This is a genomic window from Iodidimonas sp. MBR-22 (assembly GCF_029946565.1).
Classification (GTDB): Bacteria; Pseudomonadota; Alphaproteobacteria; order Sphingomonadales; family Rhodothalassiaceae; genus Iodidimonas; species Iodidimonas nitroreducens.
Genome location: NZ_JARKVQ010000007.1, coordinates 53,016 through 76,685, shown reverse-complemented (window position 1 = coordinate 76,685; position 23,670 = coordinate 53,016). Strand labels below are relative to the sequence as shown.

The following is a 23,670-nucleotide window of genomic DNA, read 5'->3' as shown; positions in this document are numbered from 1 at the left end:
CTAAAACAGGAAATAACGTTGGGCCATCGGCAGCACAGTGGCGGGCTCACAGCTTAAAAGCTCGCCATTGGCACGCACTTCATAGGTTTCGGGGTCCACCTCCATCTGCGGTGCCAGATCATTGAGCACCATATCCGCCTTGCCGATGGATCGGGTATTTTGCACCGCCACCAGCGGTTTGCGCAGGCCCAGCTCCGCGCCGATATCGTTCGACAAAGCCAATTGCGAAACGAAGGTGACCGATGACGCCTCCATCGCCCGCCCATAAGCCCCAAACATCGGCCGAAAATGCACCGGCTGCGGTGTGGGGATCGAGCCATTGGGATCCCCCATGGCAGCGGCCACGATGGTGCCCCCCAAAAGCACCAGATCGGGCTTCACCCCGAAAAAGGCGGGCGACCATAAAACCAGATCGGCGCGTTTACCCACCGCAATCGAGCCGATTTCATGGGCGATCCCCTGCGCAATGGCGGGGTTGATGGTATATTTCGCGATATAGCGGCGCACCCGCAGATTATCATTATCCCCGCGTTCTTCCGCCAAGCGCCCCCTTTGCCGCTTCATCTTATCGGCGGTTTGCCAGGTGCGGATCAGCACTTCGCCCACCCGCCCCATGGCCTGACTATCGCTGGCGATGATCGAAAAAGCCCCCAGATCATGCAGAATATCTTCGGCGGCAATAGTCTCGCGGCGGATGCGGCTTTCGGCAAAGGCCACATCTTCGGGGATGGATTTATCCAGATGATGGCACACCATCAGCATATCGAGATGTTCTTCCAAGGTATTGATCGTGAAAGGCCGCGTGGGATTGGTGGAGGAAGGGATGACATTCGCCTCGCCACATAATTTGATGATATCGGGGGCATGGCCGCCGCCTGCGCCTTCGGTATGATAGGTGTGAATGGTGCGCCCCTTGAAGGCGGCGGCGGTATTTTCCACAAAGCCGCTTTCATTCAAGGTATCGGTGTGGATCATCACCTGCAGATCATAATCTTCGGCCACGCCCAGGCAGCAATCGATGGCCGCAGGCGTGGTGCCCCAATCTTCATGCAGCTTTAAGGCCGCAGCGCCAGCGCGAACCTGCTCGATCAGGGCTGCGGGCGTTGCGGCATTGCCCTTGGCGGCAAAGCCCAAATTCATCGGAAAGCCATCGGCGGCCTGCAACATGCGGCCGATATGAAAAGCCCCCGGGGTGCAGGTGGTGGCATTGGTGCCGGTGGCAGGCCCCGTGCCGCCGCCAAGCATGGTGGTGATGCCCGACATCAGCGCTTCTTCGATCTGCTGCGGGCAGATGAAATGGATATGGGCATCCATTCCCCCGGCGGTGAGGATTTTCCCCTCACCCGCGATGATTTCGGTTCCCGGCCCGATCAGCACATCCACGCCGGATTGGATATCGGGATTCCCAGCCTTTCCGATAGCATGAATACGGCCTGATCGCAGCCCCACATCGGCCTTGTAAATCCCGCCCGCATCCACAATCAGGGCATTGGTGATCACCGTATCCATCGCCCCTTCGGCCCGGCTTGCCTGCGATTGGCCCATGCCATCGCGGATCACCTTGCCGCCGCCAAATTTCACCTCCTCGCCATAAAGGGTGGCATCATGCTCAACCTCGATGATCAGATCGGTATCCGCCAGCCGAACCCTATCCCCGGTGGTGGGGCCATAGATGTCGGCATAAGCCGTCCGCGACAATGAGACCGGCATCACAAATCTCCCATGATCGCCTGCTGAAAACCAAAAACCCGCCGTGCCCCGCCATAGGGAACCAACTGCACCACCCGGCTTTGCCCCGGCTCGAACCGCACCGCCGATCCCGCCGGAATATCAAGCCGCATCCCCCGCGCCGCCGCCCGATCAAAGATCAGCGCCTGATTGGCCTCGAAAAAATGATAATGGCTGCCGATCTGAATGGGGCGATCCCCTTCATTGGCCACCTCAAGGCTGATGGCCTTCGCCCCGGCATTGAGGATGATCTCACCCGCCGCGGGCAGAATTTCACCGGGGATCATGATCTGGCCTTCAGACGGAGATAAAGCAAAAAGCCGATCCCAAGGATCAGCAGGGCAATAAAAAACGGTGCCAGAAACATCACCACCGAGCCGAAGGCGGTTTCTACATGGTGATGGGATGCGGGCACCTCATGCGCCAATGCGGGGATCGCCCCCAAAAACGCCATCAAACCAAAGATCAGGCTATATAATAAACGCTGCATGTCTTTCTCCTTTCAGTGCCAATCCAAGGGGTTGAAGCAGATATGCGATCCGGCTTTCAGCGAATGGGCTGATGCACCGTGACCAGCTTCACCCCATCGGGAAAGGTTGCTTCCACCTGAAGATCGGGGATCATCTCGGCGATCCCCTCCATCACCTGATCGCGGTTTAAAATCTGCGCGCCCGCCTGCATCAGATCGGCCACCGTGCGGCCATCGCGCGCGCCTTCCACAACAAAATCCGATATCAGGGCGATGGCTTCGGGATGATTGAGCAAAAGCCCCCGGGCCAGCCGCTTTCGCGCCACCTCTGCCGCCATGGCCAGCAATAGTTTATCTTTTTCCCGTGGTGTCAGATGCATGTCATCATCTCCAAATTACAATCGCCAAATCACAATCTCCAGACCGGGGGCATGGGCACCCCACGCAAGCATTCAAGCACCGGGATCATCAAAGCGCGCAAGGCCGCACCATCACATGCCAGACAGCGTATCGTCAAAAGCCCGTTCCAGGCCGAAACGCCTGCCTCTGCGCCCGCCTTTGTCGCGGTCAACTCGTCCACCAACGCCCGCATTTTTGGCAAGGCTGCTTCGGCATCCGGGGCGACATATAAAATCGTTGCCTGCGCAATCAGGCCGCCCCAGCCCGCGGCACTCTCCAAAATCGGCCCAAAGGGCGCGACAAGGCGCAGAGCATCGGCATGGATCAACCGCCCGCCGCGATGCACCCGCCAGATATCGGAAAAAAACCCGTTCTCCAGCCGTTCGCCCATCGCTTTCCGCCCCAGAATCAACGGCTCGATGGCGATGAGGGTGGCGTCCTCGGCCATCTCGATCTCCAACCGGCGCGCCAAACGCGCCCCTTCAAACAAAATGGTTTCCTGCGGCAGCCAGTGCAGGCGGGCACTTTCCTCCAACACAAGGCGGTTGTCCACGATGGCATCGTCGCCCAAAGATCGGTAAATCCGTTCTGCGGCCTGCGTGGTGACCAGCAGATCGGCCCCATCCTGTGCGATGCATTCCGTGCGCAGGCGATCACCGCCGGTGATGCCCCCCGCGATATTGATGATCACCGCCTGCGGCATGCCATCGTGGCTGCGGGGGAGCAGGCATTTCAACGAGCCGCCTTGATAAAGATCGGCCAGAACGCTTTGATCCCCGCGCCTTTTGGTGCTGATGCGCAATGCCCCCCGGGCGCGCTGCAAAGGCACCGGCAGGCGAACGGGCTTGGCAGATTGGGCCGCAGAAAGCTCCGGCTGGCCAGAGCCTGAGACTGTCAGGGCGGACGGACCCATCAGGGCCAGCGGATCAAAAGCAGTGATGGAACCCTCCTTGAGTTAAGCGGCCCGCGTTCACCAGCATCAAAGGTTCATTGTGCAGCGCACAAGGGGCGGATGCAAGCCCAAGAGTGACGAAGCATCAGCGCCCGGCACTGCACGCTATGGTAAGGACCGGCTTCGCGGAGAGAAAAAAGAATGCGGTCTAAAACCAGTGCGATAAGGTGTTGAGTCTTGGGATCTGTTTGCGAATCCGTCTGTGCCTTCCTGCCGACTCCCCTGAACGATTCGCGCTTTTGGCGAGAGGCAGGGCCGGATTAATCGCGAATATCGGCTTTTTAATCAATAACATAGAATGTATGTTAAATAACACGTCATTGTGATATATGTCGAAATATTACCAGAGCATGACAAAAGCCGCTTTGACTTCTTAATAGATCATGCAGATTGTAATCATTCAAATGATGCATCGCAGAGGCAAAAGCACTAGAGTTTCATATCATTTCTCATTGAGCCGCACTCTTTTGAAATAATCACAGATGGTTAATGTTTTTTGATGAATTTTCTTAATAAAAACCAAGCTTTTAACGTTAATTAACGCATTGTTAAAAAACGGAAAATTTTTAGAAAAAATACCATTTGCCCGGATACCGGACTCTCCCTAACGCTCGGGGGGCGAACGGATTGCTGATCGACCGAAATACTTTTTCCCTTTCAACCCCACAGGCGATCCGTATTCATTTTCAAGGATTGAGCGAACATGACCATCAAATTTCTGACCAAACTCTCTGCCGCTGCTTTTGCCTTTGCTTTGGGCATTTCCTGCGCCTCTGCCCAGCAGGTCGCCAACACCACGGGCGATGCCAATGCCGAAATCGTCCGCGCCCTGAGCGTGACCCAGGATGTGGCTTTGGATTTCTCGACCATCGCCCTCCCGGTAGGCAATACCGCCGGTACGGTCGTTCTGGCCACCGATGGCACCACCAGCGGCACATTCACCCCCACGGGCACGCCCGTAGCCGGTGCCTTCACCATTGATGGCCCCGCCGCTGCCGTTGCCACCATCACCCTGCCTGCCACCGGCGTGAACCTGACATCAGGCGCCAATACCATGGTCCTTGATACCTTCACGAGCAGTGCGCCCACCGTCACCCTCACGGGCGGCACCGGCACCTTCACGGTTGGCGGCACCCTTAATATCGGCGCATCACAAGCGCTCGGCGCCTATACTGGTACCTATGCCGTTCAGGTCGATATTCCCTGATCAGACTTTGCTTTAAATAAAAATGGGTGCACTCAGGATCAGTTCCCGATGCACCCATTTTTTATTGATGCGCCAGATGATGCGCCAGATACTATGTAAGATATTGACGCAGCCTGAAATAATATGTGAAACATGCTTATGAAATTTTTTCTCAACTGTCTCACATTCCTTGGTTTTTTCTCCTTCCTGCTGCTCGCCACCCCGGGCCATGCGCAGGGGGTATCGGCCTTTCCCCAAAGGGTCGAGCTCAGCCCGGAAAACCGCATCGCCACGGTGACCCTGTTCAATCGCGGAACCGAGCGATCCACCTATCGCATCAGCTTCATCAATTATCGCCAAGGCCATGATGGCAAGATGGAAGCCATCGACACCCCGCCCGAGGGCGAAGGCTTTGCCGATGGCATGATCCGCTTTTCACCCCGGCAGGTGATTTTGCCACCCGGTGAGCCACAAACCGTGCGGCTGATGCTGCGCACACCACCGGATTTAGCGGAGGGCGAATATCGCAGCCATTTGATGCTGCAAAGCATCCCCCCAAGCGAGCCCATCGACCCTGATCCCGATCCTGAAGAACTCAGTGTGTCGCTCAATATCGTTTATGGCTTTTCCATTCCGATTTTCGTGCAGGTTGGCGAGCTTTCCATCGCCGGGCGGATCGAGCCTGCCGGTTTTGATGCCCAAGGACAGCCGATCATTCGTATATATAATGAAGGCAGCCGCCATTTGCGCGCCGATCTGGTTGTTTTATCAAGAACAAGCGAAGTCACCCGGATCAATGGTCTGGCGGTTTATCTCAGCACGGGCTATCTCGATTTTCCCATTGATCTGTCATCCTTGGCCCCGGAACTCAAAAACACGCCTTTAACACTAGAACTGCGGATGCTGGATGATGGGCCGGTTTTATCGCAAACCCAGATCAGCGTGCCATAAGCGCGATCATGCGAACGCGGTCCACCCAAAACAAGGTCAAGCAAGGCGGTGGCAAATAAAGCGCAGATAAAAGCTTTTGCTTATGCCGGTTTTCTGTGTTGTTTGCTGTTCTTCCTTGATCTTACCCTCAAACCCATCGAAGCGGCGGCCCAAAATGCTCCCGCTGAAACGGGAACGGCTGAAGGAAACAGCCCGGATTTGATGGATCTGGTTGAACGGCCCGATGAAGAAGGGCTGATTTTCGATCTGCGTCTTGAAGATTTTCTGCTGGCACCGGGGTTTTTTGTTTTTCAAGATCAAGATGATCCCGATCTTTATTGGATTCCCCTCTCGGCCTTTTTTCAAAATGTGGAATTGGCGATTGAGGTGAAGCCCGCTGAAGGCCGGGCCGAAGGCTGGGCTTTTGAAGAAAAGCGGGCCTTTCTGCTTGATCTTAATGCCGGGATCATCCGGTTTGATGGCCGGGAAAGCCGCCTGAAGCCCGGCGATGCCGAACGCCATTTTGATGATCTTTATGTGCCCCATCTTTTGATCGAACGCTGGCTGGGCATTCATTTCTTTTTCAATATCCGCCGCCTGAGCATCGAACTTTCATCCCAAACGCCTTTGCCTTTGGAAATGCGGCTGGCCGCTGAAGATCGCCGCCGCACGCTTCTCCAGCGCCGGGAGATGGGCAGCCTCCCGCGCTTTTATGCGAAACCCCAAACCATCACCGTTCCCTTCATCGACAGCAATCTGGCGCTGAGCGCCCAGGACAGCCAATCGCAATCCAATCTGCGCGGCAATTATTCCATCCAGGCCACAGGCAGCCTTGCCCAACAGGATTTATCCCTGTTCATCAATGGCGCGCTGTCGTCGGATGGGGGGGCGGAAACCCCCTCATTAAGGCTCACTTTGGGCCGGGAATTCGTTGAAGATGGGGCTGCGCCCCTGGGCCTGCGGGCCTGGCAGGCGGGCGATATCACCACCCCCATCGCCCCGCTTGTGGGGGGATCGACCATTGGCCGGGGCCTACGTTTATCCACCTATGGCAGTGATCGCCGCAGCCGGGGCAATCGCATCACCCTGCGCGGTGATCTGCCCCAGGGCTGGGAGGCCGAACTCTATCGCAATAACACCCTGATCGCCTTTCAAACCGGTGAAACCGGCAGCGGGCGCTATGAATTTACCGATGTGCCCATCGTGAGCGGCATGAATGTGTTTCGCATCGTTTTGTTCGGGCCCCAAGGCCAGCGCCGGGAACATACGGAACGATTTCTATCAAGCGCCGCCTTTGTCGGGGCTGGGGAGACCGAGATGGAACTGGCGATCAATCAGATCGACCGGAATCTGATCGGCACCCGGCGCGACGCATCGATCAATCCCGACCGGGGCGATCTGCGGGGTGTTTTCCAGCTCGAGCATGGGATCAGCGAACGCCTTTCGCTGGGGCTGCAAATCACCCGCGCCAGTGTTGCCGAGCCGGGGCAGATCTCTTTCCTAAGCGAAACCAAGGATACGACCTTCATCGGCACCAGCCTGCTGGCCGGCCTTGGGCCTTTATTGATCGAATTGAATGCGGTGACCGATGAAAACGGCGGGGTGGGCCTGCGCGGCGATCTGCAAACCCTTTTGGGACGAAACAGCATCAGCCTTTCGCATCAGGAATTTCGCGGGCTGGAAAGCGCCCTTAGCAATATTTCCGAATTTCGCGATTCCCTGCGGCGGATCACCGAGATTGATCTGGCCAGCAGCCTTGATCTGGGCTTTCTGGGCCATTTCCCCCTGACCTTTTCCGCAAGCCGGCGGGAAACCACCGCCGATGATCGCGATTGGCAGATTGGCGGTCGCCTCACCCGACGCATTGGACGGTTCAGCGCCACATTGGAGCAGGTCAATCGCCTGCGAACCCTTGGTTCCGATCAGGGCACTTTGTTTTTTCGTGTGGGGACCCTTTTGGGGCGGACCAATCTGCGCGGCGAATTGCGCACCGAGCTTTTCCCCGATAGCCGATTGACCGAAGCCAATTTCGGCATCGATTATCGTTTGGCCAATCGCTTTGGGGTGCAAGGCACCGTGCGCCGCAATCTGGATAGCGATCTCACCAGTTTTTCCGCTGGTTCCTTTTATGATTTCAAGCAATTCTCACTGGCTTTGAATGGCAGCCTCGATACCGATGGCGCCATCGGCGCGGGGCTGTCTTTGCGGGTGTCCAGCGGCTATAATCCCCGCGATGATCGCCTGCATTTCAGCTCTTACCCCAATGGCACCGGGGGGGCGCTGGCAGCCTTTGTTTTTGTGGATCGCAATGCCAATGGCATCCATGATCCCGGTGAAATCGGCCTGCCGGATGTGAAATTCCGCCTTGAAGGGCAGGTGATGTCGGATGCCACCGATGCCACCGGGATGACCTTCATCCAAGGGGTTTCACCCTATATGCCTCGGCGCATGGTGATTGAAAAAATTTCCCTGCGCGATCCGTTTCTGGCCGATGTGCGCGGTGATGTGCAGGTGATGGCGCGCCCCGGCCAAACCACCTTCATCGATTTTCCCATCGTGCCCACGGGGGAAATCGATGGCACCATCCGCTTTACGCGCTTCAATCGCACCGATCCCGGTCGCGGGGCCCGCCTTTTTCTGATCCCTGCCGATGCAAGCCGCATCGCATCGCGCGAGAAGATCGAGCAGATTTCAGGCTTTGACGGCTATTATTATTTTGGTCAGGTGCCCTATGGCCGCTATGAACTGGTGGCCAATGTGCCCGGCCTCGATCCCCAAAGCCGGGCGGTGGAACTGAATGAAGACACAGAAGCCCTTTTCGGTCTTGATTTTCAGTTTGAATTCCCCATCCCGTTTATTTTGCTGGATGATTTGCGGCCGGCCCCCGCCATCTTCGGGCGCGGCGAACCACCCCATCTGCGCTTATCTTTGGGCATTCGCGCCCCGGCGCTCGCCCCGGATCGGCTGTTCATTCCCCGGCTGAAAATCCGCTTGAAAAGCCCCCCACCTGCGGTGGTGCCATCGATCCCCGTCTTGCGGATGATCATCCCCCCCGCGCCAACCATTATCTAGATGCGGTTTAATAATTCCATTGAATCTGGGTGCGGATCACATCCCCTTCGGCGCGGCCCAAACGTCGCTCATCAGCTTCCCGTCTTTTCATATGGGCATAGGCAAGGGTCAATTCCAAAGCATCCACCGCCTGCCATTCCACGCCCAATTCCAGTTCATCGGTTTCAAGCCGGGGGGCATTGGTGGCCGCCCGCCATCCCCCGCGATAGCGCTGCCAGCGGCCATAGGGCATCAATTCACCCATGGGGAAATCGTCAACCCGGTACATGGTCTGGATATAGCCGCCATTATTGTTTTTCTCGACGATCCCGCCTGTGGCAACATCAAATTCCGGGCCGCGCCCCCAATTCCATTCCGCTTGGAAACCAAAAGGCTGCGGATAGAGAATGACATGGAAACCAGCGCGGGAATCCTTGAAAATCTCCTCGCTCACGCCACCGGTGCGGATTTCCGGCTGCACCCGATTACGCAACAGGGACACCCCCATTTCCAAAACCTGGCCTTCCAGAAAATCAGCCACGCCATCCAGTTCAAAGGGATAGGTCGCCATGGCCACCTGCATGGTCTTGTCATTCTGTTCAGAGCGGTTCACCCCCTGCCCATTGAACACGCCAATCCCCACAGCCCCATAATTACCAAACAGCTTTTGGCCATCGGCATCCAGCCGATCCCAGATGCGCTGCACATGCACCGGCGTATAATAGGCGATCGCCCCCACTTCGCGCTCGCTGGGCACCGCGCTATTGATAGCATCGCTGCGATCGAGGGTCAGGCGATTGGAAGAGGATTGCAGATTTTCCCAGCCAAAAGGCACTTTCGATTGCCCCAAGCGCAGCTTGAAGCGGTGGCTTTTATCCAGATGCACATCCACATAGGCATCGCGAAGCTGTACGAAATTCTCCCGCCGTTCCCCATTCGATTGATTATTGATGCCGGACGCGAAATCCGACTGGAAATAAAAGGAGATATAATCGCTGAGATCGCCCTGTAAAACCATCCGGGCCCGCCGCAGAAAGAAATTTTCCCCATCACCAATCGAACGATCATGCACGGATCGCAAGCGTGATTGCCCGGGCTCGGCCTTTTCATCACCCGACACAATTTCATTATGACGCAATTGGGTATAGCCGCGAATTTTGATTCGATCATACCATGGCTTTGTCGCCTGCGATCCATCGGCCATCGCAGTGGGATCATCGATGCCATCAGAGTCTTCAGCCGCCAATTGGGTTGGCTGGCTACGTTCGGCAGGCGAAAGCGGCGCGATAGCGGGCTGGGCGGCCCTTTCCGCCTGCTCCAAATTCCGGGGCTGGGCGCTTGGGGTCGGGTCTGCCGATTGCGCTGCCTGCAGGGCCTTGATCGCCGCCTTCAGTTCATTGATCTGGGCCTGAAGCTCCTCAACGGTCTGGGCATTGGCCTGGTTCGATAACAAAACCAGCACGCTCGCCCCCAGAATGTTTTTTAGTCTTCGGCCCATGATCATCGCCCACTCCCTGCTTTTTCGCCCTCAGATTCATCAGCTTTCACAAGATCGCCATGATCTTGCGATGACAGATATATGACATTTTCATGACATCTGCCCCCTCTTGCCGACCCACTTTCTCAGCCGATCATGCAACAAACAAACAATTAAGATTGCCCGAGGAAGATGGTGGCGACATATAAGCTGACCAATAAGTCAAATATGCTTTGATGGCAAACCAGCCAGTCAGCTTCATGCCAAAGGCGGCCCTGAGCAACCCACCTGCGCGCGCCTTCAGCCTTTGAAATGTTCAAAAATGCTATAGCCCCCGATAGCGATAAAGCCAATCCCGGCAATCAGCTTCAGGGGAATATCCACCAGCGTGCGCGATGCATAGGTGCCAAGCAAAACCGCCATCGCCGTTGAGGCCACAAGGGCTAAAGACGCCGCCCCAAAAACCAGCCACGGATTGCGCCCGTCTTCCGAGGCAAATAAAACCGTGGCAAGTTGGGTTTTATCACCCAATTCAGCCAGAAAAACCGTGATGAAAATCGCTAATAAGGAGGATAAAGGCATCTGAAGTCTCCGGGCCGGGCATTGATGAAAAAAACGACATCAAACAACCGGCCCGGCCATGGGGCGGCTGAAGATATCGCAAGTCTCACCAAGCCAATGATCGCCGCTCGCGGTCGATCAAGCCGAATGCACCACACCCATGCCGGGCAATTATGTTGATACATTCTTTCTTCTTGCAGATTTTTAGCCTGCCGGAAGAAACAGTTACTCCCCTACAATGGATGGCAAGCTAGCATAATCATCCCGAAGCGCAAGCGCCTTTTCAAAGGCGCTCGGCCGCTGAATGGCCCAAAACGCCCGAAACTCGCAAGGCAGGGCTATTCCATATTTTCTTTGTCATTACTCACGAAAAATTTACTTTTTAATATAACAATGAAAGACTGAAAAATAACCTGTCATAAAGCCTCAAACGCATGACCCCTGCCCGCTTGGCCATCTCAACCAAAGCGTCTGATCCGGTTCAGGCTCGAATCCGATTGCCCCGACAATCGATCTGGCCCGCGCTGGGCTTTGCGCTCTTTTCGCTTCTGCTGATCGGGATCATCAGCCTGTGGCCGCCGCAAAGCGGGGCCGTTGCTGCGGGCTTTCCCCCTCATTGGAGCCTGGCGCAGCGCTTACAGGCAGTGGAAAAAGCCGAAGCCCTTGTGCTGGGGCAGCCCGGGCCTTTGCTGCTGGTGATCGGCAAACATCCCGATGCCCCCGGCCTGCCTGGTCGATTATGGGCTGCTGGTGCAATGATCGTGATCGATCCCGCTGGCGCCACCGGCTGTGCGGGCAAGCCCAAAGCGCCCTTGGCCCGCAATGTTGAAGCCTTTTCCCGCAATGAATTGATAGTCCCTGATCAATCTGCGGTTCTTTATATAATGGAGCCCTCTCATGTCCTCTGATATGCAAAGCCTTGATGGTCTGCGCGCGCAGGCTGGCAAAACCCTCATCGCTTATTTATGGGCACATCCCCCGATCATTTTGCTGGCGGGCTATATGGCCGGAAGCGGGCTGGCTTGGGCAGCGGCGATCGCTTCGGCCCTTTTGTGCTTATGTGCCAGCCTCAGCGTCACCACGGGGGCTGGCGGGCTCATTCATCGCACCATGATTGCGGTGGCCGCCGTCAGCCAGGCGGCTTTGCTGGTTTTTGCGCTGAAGGGGCATCCATGGCAAATTGATATGCATATGTATTTCTTTGCCGTGCTGGCCATTGTTTCGGCCTTCAATTGCCCGAAAACACTGATTGTGGCGGCAGCAGTCACCGCAGGGCATCATCTGCTTTTGAATTTCGCGGTCCCGGCCTGGGTTTTCCCCGATGGCGGCAGTTTCTGGCGCGTGGTATTGCATGCTGTGATCGTGATCGTGGAAACCGGCGTGCTTTATTGGTTCACCGGCAAAAGTCTTGCTTTGCATGCTGAAGTGGCAGACGCGCTGGGGACCGCCCAGCATTCGGCGCAAATCGCCGAACAAAATGCCCGCCGCGAAGAAGAAGCCAATCAGGATGCCCGGCAGGCTTTGGCACGGGCGGAACAAGCCCGCATCGAAGGGGAAAAACTGCGCGCCGAACGCGCCGAAGAGCGCGCCCGTCATACCAAAGACCAAAAACAGCAAATGCAGGCGCTGGCCGCCACCTTTAAACAAACGGTGGGCACCATCGTTGCGGATGTGAGCGGGGCTTCAAACAGCTTTGCCGGCAATGCCGATGCCCTGGCCAAGCTGGCCGGACTTGGCAATGAACGCTGCGCGAAAATGGATCGGGCCACCAAAAGCGTTCATGACTATATGGCCGCCGTGGCATCGAGCGCCGAAGAATTAACCGCTTCCATATCGGAAATTTCCCAGCAGGTGGAAGGATCGCGCAAGGTGGCCCAAAAAGCCGCCGATGAATCCCAAAGCGGGATGGAGAATATCCGGCAATTGGCTCAACAGGCCTCGGGCATCGGCAATGTGGTGACCCTGATTTCCGATATTGCCGAGCAAACCAATCTTTTGGCGCTGAATGCCACCATTGAAGCGGCGCGCGCGGGCGATGCGGGCAAGGGCTTTGCCGTGGTTGCCAGCGAAGTGAAGGCGCTGGCCAATCAATCGGCAAAAGCCACCGAAGAAATCAGCCGCCGCATTCATGAAATTCAGAAAATGACCGATGGCACGGTGGGCTCCATCGAAACCATATCCGAAGTGGTGCGCGGTATTCATGAAAGCACCACCGCCATTGCCGCCGCCGTTGAGGAACAAGACGCCGCCACCCGCGAAATCGCCCGATCCGCCCAAACCGCCCTTGCCGAAACATCGGATGCCACCGAAGCCGTGACCGGCGTGAACGATATGATCGGACAGGTAGGAAAAGAGGCCGATCAAACCTCGCAGGCCGCAGGCACCCTATCGGAACTCGCCCGGCAATTGAACCAACAGGTAGACCATTTCCTGAGCGAATTGGCGGTGCAGGCAAATAAGGAAGATGGTCCAAGCCAAAAGGCGGCATAAAGGCTGAACTCAGCCCTTGTTTTGGCGGCGCTCTTGCAACAGGCGTTCCGAGAGATGAAAGCTGGCGGGATTATCCACATCGATGGGGCCATAAGCATAGGGCAGGACCACGGCTTTGGCGCTCAGGCCAAAACCACGGGCGATGCGCGCGGCCAGATTCGCCAATGTCACCGCCTTCAGCTTGTATAAAAAGAAGGTGGTGAGCCCGAAAGCCTTCAGGATGCGCCAGTGCTTTTTGCCAAATTGGCCACCGCCGCGAAAGGTTTCCACCGAAGCCAGAGCTTTTTTGTTTCGCAAACCATAAAGATTGCAGGCCGACCAGCCCCCATCCTTTAACTGATGATAATTGAGACCGGAGCCGGGGATCGCCCGGTCAACGGTGTCCTGATCGGTGAAGGCAATCGCCACATCCTGATCACCGGCCAGAAACTGATCGCAAAAATCGCGGACCAGTTCGGGGGTGTGCAGGGCATTGTCGCCGGTGGTGATCACCAGAGGCAGGCAATCGGGCACAGCTTCCACCGCAGCAAAAATACTGTCGGCCAAAGTGGGCTGGCTCATGGCGTGAAGCACCCTGCCCTCTTCAAACCATGCCATGAGGCGGGGCGATGAGGTGAGCCAGGCCGCATCCTCGATGGAAACCAGCACCCGATCGATGGCGCCGCTCTCGAAAAGGGCGGCAATCACCCGTTCCAGCATCACCTCGCCATCGATGGTCACAAAACATTTATGCGAGATATTCTGAAGCCTTGCCACACTATCTTCGGCGCCTCGGCGTCCGGCAGCCAGCACCAGCGCAGTGAACGGCGTGGCAAGGGGGGTGAGATCGATCTGCGTGTTCATCACAGTGATCCTTTTACGCCAAAGGGGCGGGCAAAGTGGCGTGTCATTTCGGCAATGGATGAAAGCTGAGGCAAATCGCGCAAAGCCCGGCGCAGGGCCGATGCGTCATCGGCAGGCAGATATCCGGCAACACAGCTTTCATATTTCTCCCAATAATCGTCCATGCTGAAGGGCAAGGCGAGACTGCCTTTGGGCCATGGCCGGGTTTCCGATAAATGGCGGCCATCGTGCAAGGTGATCTCGACCCGGGTGGGGCATTCGCCTTCCAGCTTATCTATGGGATGAAGATGAAGGCGCGGATAAAGCGCCCGCAAATCGGGGCGCCGGGCCGCCTGATCGGTGAAATCTTCAAGGCCGATCCGATCCTGCATCAAACACAAGGACAAGCAATGGGGGAAGGAAAATTTGCTTTGCAGGCCATTTTGCGGATCATCATACATCAGATTATTCACATGCACCCGGGGCAGATGCACATCCACCCGCGCCACATCATCCGGCCCAAAGCCATGGGCGGCCTTCAGATCCAGAATGGCATCCATCGCCCGGTGCGATGCCCCGCAATTGGCAAAGCGTTTCACCCGAAAGCCATGATGGGTGATCAATAAAGGCTCGCCCACCGCCTCGGTTTCAAAGCGCAGCACCTGCCCATGTTCGGGATTTTGGATGGCATCGCGCAGGCTTTCATAATCGGGGCCAACCATCAGCCGGTTCATCCCGGTGCGGCCATCAAGGGTCTCCATCCCGGCGGTCAGGCCATCGCGGGCAAGACTGGCGGCCATCACCCCGGCCTTGGCGGCAAGGCCCGCATGGAGCGGCTTGGTCATGGTGCCAAATTGCGACATGAACCCCGCCGCCATGGATGTGGCGATGGAAATCGCCGCCGTCGCTTTGGGCTGATCAAGCTTTAAAAGCCGGGCGCAGGCCGCTGCCGCCCCCAAAGCACCAACGGTGGCGGTGGCGTGCCAGCCGCGATTGCGATGGGTGGGGTTCACCCCCTGGCCTACCCGGCCCATGATCTGCAAACCCACGATATAGGCATCGATGATGGCCGCGCCGCTGGCATCGATCTCTTCGCCCAAAGCAAAAAGGGCGGGGGCGAGAACGGTGGTGGCGTGGGCTTTGGGGGGGTCGAAATTATCATCCAGATCAAGGGCATGGCCCGCCGTGCCATTGACAAGGGCCGCAAAAGGGGCCGACAGCCTATGCTCAGAGCCGACAATGGCGCAATCCCCCAGCCCCCAGCGGGCCATGGTTTTCAGGGCGATTTGCGTGGCAGGCTCGACCGCGCCGGGGATCATCACGGCCACGATATCGATCAATTCGCGATGCGCCGATGCCCGGGCTTCGGCGGGCCACGCATCAGATGTGGTCGCCACCCATGCGCCAAAGGCTTCCAAAGGATTATGAGACACGATTGCAGCTTCCCTCAATTTTTCTGGCTGCTTTTTATGACGCCTGACCGGCCCTGTAAAACCTTTTCGTCGGCACGTCAGAAGGTCGCCTGAAAATGTCTAGATCACCCCGATGAGCAATAAAACAGCCAGCACCCCCGCCAGAAACAGGCGATAAAGAACGAACGGCATAAAGCTCGCCCGCCGCAGCCAGGCCATCAGGCCGGCAATCGCCAAAAGGGCACTGAAAAAGGCCAGAACCCCCGCGATCAAAGCATCGGATTGCAGGGCGGCATTGCCCGATTGCACCAGATCATAGCCTGCCAAAAGGCCCGCCGCAGCGATGGTGGGGATCGATAAAAGCAGGGAAAACCGCGCCGCATCCGGGCGTTTCTGCCCCAAAAACAGGGCCGCTGTCATGGTAATGCCGGATCGGCTGACCCCGGGCACCAGCGCCAAAGCCTGCGCCAGCCCGATGATCAGCACATGGCGCCAGCGTAAATCCGCCATCTCGCCTTTCGCCTGATCGGCGCGGCGATCCGCCAAGCCTAAAACAACCCCAAAAAGCGCCGTTGTCACCATGATCAGCACGGGGCTGCGCCAATCACCGGCGATACTATCCTTCAGCAAAAAACCCGCGATCACCACCGGCACCGTGGCCGCGATGATTTGTTGGGTGAGGCGGGCATCAGGGGTTTTCGACCCACGCAGGCTATCGAACAATCCGCGAAAAAGCCGGGCCACATCGGCGCGAAAATAGAGCATCACAGCTAAAAGCGTGCCGAAATGCATGGCCACATCGATGGCCTGCCCCTGATCGCTCTGGCCGGTTAAAACCGGGGCCAGAATCAGATGCGCCGATGAACTGATCGGTAAAAACTCGGTGATCCCCTGAATGATCGCCAGAAAAATCAGGTATAATAAGGGTATATCTGTGATCAGTCCCGGCATGAATAGACCATAGCTATCAGGATTTCCCTCAAATACGGCACGGTTTGGCGGAAGGCTTAATGGAAGATTGTGCGGAAGCTTTTTGGCCAGCAAGGCCCGCAGATTAAGCCGCGATCATCCTTGTGTCCAGTCTCTCGTCAATCATGCTTGGCCATAGGTTTAATGCACCGCATAGCTACCGAAGAAAATGACCTCACATTGCATATATGAGGGGCATGGCTAGCGATGCTCAAGGCGGCCATGACTGCCCCGTTTTTTCTCCCGCCCAGCCATTGCTTGGATACTCTGTCAGCGTATGTTGGTGACTTTAATCTCGATTGGTGCTGAATTTTGATAAATTTCAATAATTTCTGTTACTTCCGTAATTTTTTTTATTTCTGTGTTTTGTTTTATATAATTATCAATATCAAAAATATGGCACAATATAGAAATTAGTAATATAGAATATGCTAAAAATAATAAAGTCGAATCCAAACAAAGACAACGTTCTTTTCTTTGTGCTATGACTGAACCACTCTTTAATATTTTTTCATAATTTAAACCTCCAACTCTTTTATTGCTTGCAAAATCATATATCCTCTTGAAATGGCTGTTTCTTCTCAACTTCTTAGACATAGCATCGCTAGGATCATGAGGAAAAAGCAAAAATAAAAGTGTACCCAACGATAGAGCGGACGCCGCGGCGGTCATGAATACACCGCACATCAAATCAGAATATTTCAAAAAATGTCGTGCTTCTGTATTTAACAGTCCGGCCGCAATTCCTCCCAGTATGGCCAAATTGACAGCGATTAAAAAATTCGCCTTATTATCCTGATGATGCAATATGCCCTGCAAATGCACATCCATTGCCAAAACAACATCTTTACTATCATTACAACGTAAATTTGGTCTATAGCGACATTTTCCATAATACATCTTATTTAATCCTTTCTTATTTGATCATAGATCTTCAATATTTTGCACAAGCATCACGTTTGGCAGATCAATTCTTGATGCCATCTTTCTTTCAGGAAGGAAGGCCATCGATCTTGGAATCCCTCTCTTTTTTCTCGATATTAGAGAAAATATTAGACATATGCACGTATTTATAGTTACGCAAATGCAGCCTCAGGGCAAGCATCCCCTTTTTGCCCCCGATCTCTTTACAATCTCAGTCTGATCCGCAAAAACTGGCCCCATTGCCTTCCAAGGGCGGCACGAACTTCCTCTAATATCCGTTAGGTGGTCATTCATGGGCAGAGCACAGTTTTGCGCACGCATTTTTATCTTAAGCCTGATCGCGGCATTGGCCGCCTCGCCCGCAAGGGCTGGCGATAGCCAAGGCTGGTCGGCTGTCGCCATCAGCGGATGAGCATCATCGGTCTTATTGCGATAAATTTTCTCACGCATGCCAACAGATTTTTTTATTGGATTAACTCTATCAACTCTGTAGACTAATATAAGTTTACGGCTGAACCCCAGATGATCCCCCTTCTGGAGTGTATGCTCGTTAAATCTCGATTAGTTCTATAGAATATAAAATATAAAGGAGGTCACATGCCCCATATCCATAGCTCTGCGCGATTGCGCAAACATCTGCTGTCTGGCCTTGCGCCCTTGGCTTTTGTGCTTGCAGCCCCGTCATTCGCACAGACTGAATCCGCAGGTCTTGAAACCACCGATCTTCAACAAAACGCCGAACGTAACCGTGTCGAAGAGATCGTCGTCACCGGAGCGCGTCGTCGGGATGAAAATGTGCAGACGGTGCCAATCCCGATCACCGTTTTTTCCGGAGAATTCATTGATAAAACCGGCACGTGGAATGTTGCCCGCTTGACCGAATTGCAGCCCACATTGCAATTTTTCTCATCAAACCCACGCAATTCAGCCCTCAATATTCGGGGGATCGGGGCCCCTTCGGGCTGACCAATGATGGCATTGAATCTGGTGTTGGCCTTTATATCGATGATGTTTTCTATGCCCGTCCGGCTTCTGCTGCCTTCGATTTCATCGATCTTGAATCTCTGGAAATCGTACGCGGTCCGCAGGGCACGCTCTATGGAAAAAACACCACCGCCGGGGCCATCAATCTGCGCACCCGGGCCCCGAGCTTCGAACCCGAGGGCCGCGGGGAACTGACCCTTGGCCGCTTCGGCTTCGTGCAGGCCAAGGCTTCACTCTCAGGGCCGCTGATCGACGATAGGGTCGCTGGGCGATTCTCCTTCACCACCACCCAGCGTGAAGGCACGGTTCGCAATGTAACAACCAATGTCGATGTCAACGATCAGAATAATATCGCCTTCCGCGGCCAGCTTCTGTGGCTTTTGAATGAAGAGATCAAGCTGACCCTGAGCGGCGATTATAACCGTCAGCGGCTCGAATGCTGCACCCAGGTGATTGCCGGCGTCGCGCCCACGCTGCGTTCGGAAAATCGGCAGTTTTTCAATATCATTGAAGATCTCGGCTACACCCCGCCAACGCTTAATCCCTTCGATCGCATCACCGATGTCGACAGCGACCTGCAAGCCAACCAGAATCTGGGCGGGGCTTCGATCAAGGTCGAATGGGATACCGGTTCGGGGACGCTGACCTCGGTTTCCGCATGGCGTTTCTGGGATTGGGATCCTTCAAACGACCGCGATTTCATCGGCCTGCCGGTCACGACGCTGTCGCAAAATCCCTCGGAACAGCGCCAATGGACCCAGGAATTCCGCTATGCATCGACACTTGGCAGCAATATCGATTATGTTGCCGGCCTGTTTTTCTTCCGTCAGTCGATCGATTCGCTCGGCACCCAGGAACAGGGGGCTGCCGCCACGCGCTTCCTTCTCGCTCCGGCTGCCGGCAACACGCCCGAGCTGCTCGATGGCCTGCGTCAGGATTCCGACATCAGCCTCGACACCACAAGCATCGCCGCCTTCACTCAGGCAACCTGGCGCGCCACCGACCGGCTGAGCTTCACCCCCGGCCTGCGCCTCAATTTCGATTCTAAGACCGGCGAATTCCGCAGGACGGTCAGCGGCGGTCTGCAAACCGATGATCCAGTGCTGATCGCGCGCCAGCTTTCGGTCTTGCGTCCGCAGTCCTTCGATGTCGATTTCGATGATTTCAATGTCTCGGGCCAGATCAGCGCAAACTACGAACTCACCGACGATCTGTTTGCCTTTGTTACCTGGGCACGCAGTTTTAAATCGGGGGGCTTCAATATCGGCGGCTTGCCCGCTGGGCTTGATGGCCTGCCCGCAACCGAGGTGGCGGAAATCGACCCTGAGGATGTCCGGCATATCGAGGCGGGGCTGAAATCGACCCTGTTCAACGGTGCCCTGACGGCCAACCTGACCGTCTACCGCACCAATATCGAAGATTTCCAGTCTCAGGTCGTCAATGCCGAGGTCGGCGTGCTGCGCGGCTTCCTCGCCAATGCCGAGAAGGTGCGGGTGCGCGGCATTGAACTTGATATCGCCGGACGGCTTGGCCCAAATGTTGATTTTTATGTCAACACCGCGTTTACTGATGGGGAATATGTATCCTTCGTCGATGCGCCCTGCCCTCTTGAACTGACCGGCGGACCGGCCTTTTGCGATGTTTCAGGACAGGACCTGCCCGGGATTTCAAAATGGGCAACATCCTTTGGCGGTGAATATCATGTGCCCGCGCGCATCGCCACCTTCAATGGCGAGGCCTATCTCGGCATCGATGCGAGCTATCAATCCTCCTTCTCATCGAGCGCTTCGCCATCGGAATTCCTCGTCGTCGATGAACGCACCCTCGTCAATTTCCGTGGCGGCTTTCGATCCGATGGCCCGTGGGAGGTTTTTGCATGGGTTCGCAATGCCTTCGACAAGGACCATTTCGAGTTTCTGAGCGCTGTGGGCGGCAATTCCGGACTGTTTGTCGGCCAGCTCGGCGACCCGCGCACCTATGGGCTGACCCTACGGACAAAATTCTGAAGACCAGCCGCACCATTTAAAAATACGGGGCAAGCAAGCATCCTTGCTTGCCCCTTTTTTATCTTCGATCTCTTTACAATCTCAGTCTGATCCGCAAAAACTGGCCCCATTGCCTTCCAAGAGCGGCACGAACTTCCTCTAATATCCGTTAGGTGGTCATTCATGGGCAGAGCACAGTTTTGCGCACGCATTTTTATCTTAAGCCTGATCGCGGCATTGGCCGCCTCGCCCGCAAGGGCTGGCGATAGCCAAGGCTGGTCGGCTGTCGCCATCAGCGGACCGATCAAGCCAAATGCCCGCCTTTTGCTCTGGTTTGATGGCCATGCCCGTTTTCGCGATGACAGCAGCGAGCTTGGGACGACCATCGCCCGTCCCGGTATCGGCTGGCGCGTGGGCGAAAATTCTGCCCTCTGGCTCGGCTATGGGCGGATCACAAGCCATCTTGATGGCCCCAATATCGGCGAAAACCGGATCTGGCAGCAGGCAACATTCCCGCTCGGCACAGTTTTTGGCGGCGCACTCTCAAACCGCACGCGATTTGAACAGCGATTTCGCGAAGACGGCGCGGATACGGGTTTTCGCCTGCGCCAATTCCTGCGCTGGGCACGGCCCCTCACCGAAACGATCTCCGCCGTCGCCTGGAACGAGTTGTTTCTGGGGCTGAACGCCACCGATTGGGGACAGCGTGACGGATTCGACCAAAACCGTCTGTTTGCGGGCGGAGCGTGGCATATCAAAAACAAGCTGCGTCTGGAAATGGGATATCTCAATAACCGTCTTGGGCGAGCAGGGGATGACCAGACCAATCACAATATCTCGCTGAGCCTGTTTTTGAGCCTTTAGGGCATCATCCAATCATCAGGCACCGGCTTTATGAGAAAGGAGCGCCCCTTGATGAGAGGGCCCATGGGCATTTCTGACACCACAGCATTTCCGGTCAGCGGATGTTAATCTTGTATCGATATACTGATGTCCTTGGTCCCATAAACAAGGAAAAACAATGCCTTCCCGTTTTTTCCCGCTGATCATCTTATCTTTTGGAATGGCTTTTTCCGCCTTGCCGGCCAAGGCGGCGATGGATGGCGTTTCCCCATCGCAGCTTTTACGGCAATTTGATGATGTGGTCTTTGGGGCGGAAAACGGATATGAAAATCCGACGGTGAAACGCTGGGGCCAATCACTCGATTTCGCAATCTTTGCGTCCGATGAAACCGATATGATCCCCCCTGTTGATCAGATCGAACAGATTTTGGGCGAAATCAGCGCCATCACCGGGGTTGAGATCAAGCGCAGCCCCGAACCCGCCAGCGCCAATCTGCGGCTGGGATATTTTCCCCGCCGGGATTTTGCTGCCCTTCCCGCTCGGGATCGCGAGGATGAACGCTATCAGAATTTCATCAATAAAAGCGCCTGTCTTGGGGTTTCGCTAGCCAGCGAACAGAAAGTGGAAGGCGGCGTGATCATGATCGGTACCGATATTTCTGCCCCCCTGCAAGGCCATTGCCTGATCGAAGAACTGGTGCAGATGATGGGCCTGCCCAATGATGCCTGCAATTATCAGCCATCGCTATTTTGCGAGGCCGATCATGTGAGCGAAATGACCGATGCCGACAAAATCCTGCTGTCTTTGCTTTATGATGCCCGCTTGCAGCATGGCATGAGCCGCCATGATGCGATGCCGCTGGTGGCCCATATGATCAATGAATTGATGCCCTTTGAAGACCCCCAATAAAGCGCATCGGATCACAGGATTTTTTCAAAATAGCGCACATCATCGAAAGGATTGTGATTATAGGGCGCGCAGGGCTGATAGCCCAATTTTCGATAAAGCCTGTTGGCAGCATCCAGCCTAGCCAGCGTATCCAGCTTCATCAGCCGATAGCCTCGCGCCCGCGCCTCATCTTCCAGCGCCCGGCATAAAGCCGCCGATAAGCCAAGGCCGCGCCGGGATGGCCCGATGAACAGGCGTTTCATCTCGCACACCCCATCACCCAAAGCGGGCAGGGCTTTCAGGGCCACAATCCCCACCGCCTGCAAATCAATATCAGCCAGCAGGATCGTGCCTTGGGGCTCGGCATAGGGGCCGGGGAGTGTTTCCAATTCGCGATCAATATCCTGAAAAGACAGATCGAGATCAAGCTCCCGCAGATAAGCGGCGAAAAGCCTGTGCGCCATGGCCATATCGCTTGGCCCGAAGGCCCGCCTGATCTGCCAATCCAAAGCGTTCAGATCCATTTCAAAAACCGGAAAATCAAGAGCTCGACGATCACCAGCCCCGCCATGCCAAAGACGAAAAAGAAAAAGGCCTCCGAGCTTTCAACACCGGGCATCCCGCCGATATTGACCCCGAAAAGCCCGGTAAGAAAGCTGATCGGCAGAAAAATCCCGGTGATCACGGTGAGCATATAAACGATGCGGTTCATCCGATCCGATAATTGCGAATAAAGCTCATCCTGCAACACAAAAGCCCGCTCGCGGATCATATCCAGATCTTCCATATAGCGGGTCACCCGGTCCACCTGTTCATTCAATCGCACGCGATCATCTTCATCGAGCCAATCCGGCCGCGCCGCCCCCAATTCCGCCAGAGCCTCGCGCTGAGAACCGATATAGCGGCGCAAGCCAATGGCCCGGCGGCGCAAGGCCCCCAGTTCCTTGCGCATGGGGCTGGCCGCCTGCTCCAGCATCCGCTCTTCCAACAGGCTCAGTTCATCCTGCAATTGCTCGAGCGTTGGCTCCATGCGTTCGGTGAGCCGGGCGGCAAGCCGGGCGATGAACTGCCCCACCGTTTTCGGCCCCTGCCCCGCATCAAGGCTTTGGCGGATATCGGCAATGGCCGCAATCTTGTAAAGCCGGGCGGAAATGATCCGCTCCGGCGTGATCCACAGGCGAATGGCGACCAGATTATCCCCTTCAGCATCGGGATCGAGATTGACGCCGCGCAGATTGAGCAAAACCCCATCATCGAACCGGGTGCAGCGTGGCCGCGTTTCTTCCGCCAGCAAGGCCCGGATGGCGGTTTCATCAAGGCCGCTTTTTTCATGAAGCCATATCTGCGCTGTGGGATGGGTGCGTTCCAGATGCACCCAGCGCAGGGCCTGCGGCGCATTCAGCGGGGGCTGATCGATCCCGGCCCAGCCCAAAGAACGAGCGCCGCCCGCCCCATCAAGATCATAGGCGCAGATCAGCCCCTCTTGCACATCCGCCATTATTCCACCTTCCTAACAGCCGCTCTATCCCTTATAGGAAGACATATTGATCGGAACCGATCAATGAACGCCTCACGCGCCGGCGCTCGCCTCCGCTCGCT

The 23,670-nt window shown here is 55.9% G+C and carries 22 protein-coding genes; 9 read left to right on the top strand and 13 right to left on the bottom strand.

Translation table 11 applies throughout. The features are described 5' to 3' along the window. Genes ureC through QK300_RS07080 form a run of 5 tightly spaced genes read right to left on the bottom strand, consistent with a single transcriptional unit; the run spans position 1 to position 3,509 of the window. Positions 1-1,710, bottom strand: coding sequence for an urease subunit alpha (gene ureC, locus QK300_RS07100; RefSeq protein ID WP_281301009.1), 1,710 nt, complete (start codon positions 1,708-1,710; stop codon positions 1-3). Further along, the gene (locus QK300_RS07095; protein ID WP_281301008.1) at positions 1,710-2,015 is read right to left on the bottom strand and encodes an urease subunit beta; all 306 of its coding nucleotides are present in this window, start codon (positions 2,013-2,015) and stop codon (positions 1,710-1,712) included. The genes ureC and QK300_RS07095 overlap by 1 nt, the downstream gene beginning before the upstream one ends. Next, positions 2,012-2,218, bottom strand: a complete 207-nt coding sequence (locus QK300_RS07090) for a hypothetical protein (RefSeq protein WP_281301007.1) — start codon at positions 2,216-2,218, stop codon at positions 2,012-2,014. The genes QK300_RS07095 and QK300_RS07090 overlap by 4 nt, the downstream gene beginning before the upstream one ends. Before the next feature lie 56 nt (positions 2,219-2,274). Beyond that, positions 2,275-2,577 carry an urease subunit gamma gene (locus QK300_RS07085; protein ID WP_281301006.1) on the bottom strand — a complete coding sequence of 101 codons (303 nt, stop codon included), beginning with the start codon at positions 2,575-2,577 and terminating at the stop codon, positions 2,275-2,277. A 29-nt stretch (positions 2,578-2,606) separates the two neighbouring features. Then, positions 2,607-3,509 carry an urease accessory protein UreD gene (locus QK300_RS07080; RefSeq protein WP_281301005.1) on the bottom strand — a complete coding sequence of 301 codons (903 nt, stop codon included), beginning with the start codon at positions 3,507-3,509 and terminating at the stop codon, positions 2,607-2,609. Between the two features lie 742 nt (positions 3,510-4,251). Between QK300_RS07080 and QK300_RS07075 the strand changes: the two genes are divergently transcribed. From QK300_RS07075 to QK300_RS07065, 3 genes are all read left to right on the top strand, one after another. Further along, a complete protein-coding gene (locus tag QK300_RS07075; protein WP_281301004.1) occupies positions 4,252-4,755 on the top strand; it encodes a DUF4402 domain-containing protein in 504 nt (167 codons plus the stop codon). Positions 4,756-4,893: 138 nt separating this feature from the next. Continuing rightward, complete coding sequence (locus QK300_RS07070; protein WP_281301003.1) at positions 4,894-5,685, top strand: hypothetical protein; 792 nt, start codon at positions 4,894-4,896, stop codon at positions 5,683-5,685. A 48-nt stretch (positions 5,686-5,733) separates the two neighbouring features. Further along, entirely contained in the window at positions 5,734-8,736 is a 3,003-nt protein-coding gene (locus QK300_RS07065; RefSeq protein WP_281301002.1) for a hypothetical protein, read from the top strand. Positions 8,737-8,743: 7 nt separating this feature from the next. Here the strand turns inward: QK300_RS07065 and QK300_RS07060 are convergent, their stop codons facing one another. Both QK300_RS07060 and QK300_RS07055 read right to left on the bottom strand, forming a co-directional pair. Then, positions 8,744-10,213, bottom strand: coding sequence for a porin (locus QK300_RS07060; protein ID WP_281301001.1), 1,470 nt, complete (start codon positions 10,211-10,213; stop codon positions 8,744-8,746). 279 nt (positions 10,214-10,492) lie between these two features. Continuing rightward, a complete protein-coding gene (locus QK300_RS07055) occupies positions 10,493-10,774 on the bottom strand; it encodes a TMEM165/GDT1 family protein (RefSeq protein ID WP_281301000.1) in 282 nt (93 codons plus the stop codon). Positions 10,775-11,187: 413 nt separating this feature from the next. Here QK300_RS07055 and QK300_RS07050 point away from each other — a divergent pair, with 413 nt between their 5' ends. Continuing rightward, the gene (locus tag QK300_RS07050; RefSeq protein WP_281300999.1) at positions 11,188-11,661 is read left to right on the top strand and encodes a hypothetical protein; all 474 of its coding nucleotides are present in this window, start codon (positions 11,188-11,190) and stop codon (positions 11,659-11,661) included. Further along, the gene (locus QK300_RS07045) at positions 11,651-13,243 is read left to right on the top strand and encodes a methyl-accepting chemotaxis protein (protein ID WP_281300998.1); all 1,593 of its coding nucleotides are present in this window, start codon (positions 11,651-11,653) and stop codon (positions 13,241-13,243) included. The genes QK300_RS07050 and QK300_RS07045 overlap by 11 nt, the downstream gene beginning before the upstream one ends. 9 nt (positions 13,244-13,252) lie before the next feature. Here the strand turns inward: QK300_RS07045 and QK300_RS07040 are convergent, their stop codons facing one another. The 4 genes from QK300_RS07040 to QK300_RS07025 form a co-directional block, all read right to left on the bottom strand. Then, a complete protein-coding gene (locus QK300_RS07040) occupies positions 13,253-14,086 on the bottom strand; it encodes a nucleotidyltransferase family protein (protein WP_281300997.1) in 834 nt (277 codons plus the stop codon). Then, positions 14,086-15,498 carry an MmgE/PrpD family protein gene (locus QK300_RS07035; RefSeq protein WP_281300996.1) on the bottom strand — a complete coding sequence of 471 codons (1,413 nt, stop codon included), beginning with the start codon at positions 15,496-15,498 and terminating at the stop codon, positions 14,086-14,088. Before QK300_RS07035 ends, QK300_RS07040 begins: the two co-directional genes overlap by 1 nt. Positions 15,499-15,597: 99 nt before the next feature. Continuing rightward, positions 15,598-16,428 carry an undecaprenyl-diphosphate phosphatase gene (locus tag QK300_RS07030; protein ID WP_281300995.1) on the bottom strand — a complete coding sequence of 277 codons (831 nt, stop codon included), beginning with the start codon at positions 16,426-16,428 and terminating at the stop codon, positions 15,598-15,600. Between the two features lie 288 nt (positions 16,429-16,716). Then, positions 16,717-17,346 carry a hypothetical protein gene (locus QK300_RS07025; RefSeq protein ID WP_281300994.1) on the bottom strand — a complete coding sequence of 210 codons (630 nt, stop codon included), beginning with the start codon at positions 17,344-17,346 and terminating at the stop codon, positions 16,717-16,719. A 621-nt stretch (positions 17,347-17,967) separates the two neighbouring features. Here QK300_RS07025 and QK300_RS07020 point away from each other — a divergent pair. From QK300_RS07020 to QK300_RS07005, 4 genes are all read left to right on the top strand, one after another. Next, complete coding sequence (locus QK300_RS07020; protein WP_281300993.1) at positions 17,968-18,336, top strand: hypothetical protein; 369 nt, start codon at positions 17,968-17,970, stop codon at positions 18,334-18,336. A gap of 233 nt (positions 18,337-18,569) precedes the next feature. Continuing rightward, complete coding sequence (locus tag QK300_RS07015) at positions 18,570-20,360, top strand: TonB-dependent receptor (protein ID WP_281302280.1); 1,791 nt, start codon at positions 18,570-18,572, stop codon at positions 20,358-20,360. 162 nt (positions 20,361-20,522) lie between these two features. Further along, on the top strand, positions 20,523-21,203 hold the full coding sequence (locus tag QK300_RS07010; protein WP_281300991.1) for a DUF2490 domain-containing protein: 681 nt from the start codon (positions 20,523-20,525) through the stop codon (positions 21,201-21,203). A gap of 157 nt (positions 21,204-21,360) precedes the next feature. Beyond that, positions 21,361-22,092, top strand: a complete 732-nt coding sequence (locus QK300_RS07005; protein WP_281300990.1) for a DUF2927 domain-containing protein — start codon at positions 21,361-21,363, stop codon at positions 22,090-22,092. An 11-nt stretch (positions 22,093-22,103) separates the two neighbouring features. Here QK300_RS07005 and QK300_RS07000 read toward each other — a convergent pair whose 3' ends face one another. Continuing rightward, positions 22,104-22,595 (bottom strand): GNAT family N-acetyltransferase, encoded by a 492-nt coding sequence (locus tag QK300_RS07000; RefSeq protein ID WP_281300989.1) that lies wholly within the window; start codon positions 22,593-22,595, stop codon positions 22,104-22,106. Then, positions 22,586-23,569, bottom strand: coding sequence for a zinc transporter ZntB (locus QK300_RS06995; protein WP_281300988.1), 984 nt, complete (start codon positions 23,567-23,569; stop codon positions 22,586-22,588). The genes QK300_RS07000 and QK300_RS06995 overlap by 10 nt, the downstream gene beginning before the upstream one ends. Positions 23,570-23,670 lie beyond the last annotated feature (101 nt).

Bases quoted from the DNA above. Each gene is read 5' to 3' on its own strand.
- QK300_RS07095 (WP_281301008.1), bottom strand. From the start codon at position 2,015: ATGATCCCCGGTGAAATTCTGCCCGCGGCGGGTGAGATCATCCTCAAT.
- QK300_RS07090 (WP_281301007.1), bottom strand. From the start codon at position 2,218: ATGCAGCGTTTATTATATAGCCTGATCTTTGGTTTGATGGCGTTTTTG.
- QK300_RS07085 (WP_281301006.1), bottom strand. From the start codon at position 2,577: ATGCATCTGACACCACGGGAAAAAGATAAACTATTGCTGGCCATGGCG.
- QK300_RS07030 (WP_281300995.1), bottom strand. From the start codon at position 16,428: ATGCCGGGACTGATCACAGATATACCCTTATTATACCTGATTTTTCTG.
- QK300_RS07020 (WP_281300993.1), top strand. From the start codon at position 17,968: ATGCCCCATATCCATAGCTCTGCGCGATTGCGCAAACATCTGCTGTCT.
- QK300_RS07055 (WP_281301000.1), bottom strand. From the start codon at position 10,774: ATGCCTTTATCCTCCTTATTAGCGATTTTCATCACGGTTTTTCTGGCT.
- QK300_RS07005 (WP_281300990.1), top strand. From the start codon at position 21,361: ATGCCTTCCCGTTTTTTCCCGCTGATCATCTTATCTTTTGGAATGGCT.
- QK300_RS07075 (WP_281301004.1), top strand. From the start codon at position 4,252: ATGACCATCAAATTTCTGACCAAACTCTCTGCCGCTGCTTTTGCCTTT.
- QK300_RS06995 (WP_281300988.1), bottom strand. From the start codon at position 23,569: ATGGCGGATGTGCAAGAGGGGCTGATCTGCGCCTATGATCTTGATGGG.
- QK300_RS07040 (WP_281300997.1), bottom strand. From the start codon at position 14,086: ATGAACACGCAGATCGATCTCACCCCCCTTGCCACGCCGTTCACTGCG.
- QK300_RS07025 (WP_281300994.1), bottom strand. From the start codon at position 17,346: ATGTATTATGGAAAATGTCGCTATAGACCAAATTTACGTTGTAATGAT.
- QK300_RS07000 (WP_281300989.1), bottom strand. From the start codon at position 22,595: ATGGATCTGAACGCTTTGGATTGGCAGATCAGGCGGGCCTTCGGGCCA.
- QK300_RS07060 (WP_281301001.1), bottom strand. From the start codon at position 10,213: ATGGGCCGAAGACTAAAAAACATTCTGGGGGCGAGCGTGCTGGTTTTG.
- QK300_RS07080 (WP_281301005.1), bottom strand. From the start codon at position 3,509: ATGGGTCCGTCCGCCCTGACAGTCTCAGGCTCTGGCCAGCCGGAGCTT.
- QK300_RS07010 (WP_281300991.1), top strand. From the start codon at position 20,523: ATGGGCAGAGCACAGTTTTGCGCACGCATTTTTATCTTAAGCCTGATC.
- QK300_RS07050 (WP_281300999.1), top strand. From the start codon at position 11,188: ATGACCCCTGCCCGCTTGGCCATCTCAACCAAAGCGTCTGATCCGGTT.
- QK300_RS07070 (WP_281301003.1), top strand. From the start codon at position 4,894: ATGAAATTTTTTCTCAACTGTCTCACATTCCTTGGTTTTTTCTCCTTC.
- ureC (WP_281301009.1), bottom strand. From the start codon at position 1,710: ATGCCGGTCTCATTGTCGCGGACGGCTTATGCCGACATCTATGGCCCC.
- QK300_RS07045 (WP_281300998.1), top strand. From the start codon at position 11,651: ATGTCCTCTGATATGCAAAGCCTTGATGGTCTGCGCGCGCAGGCTGGC.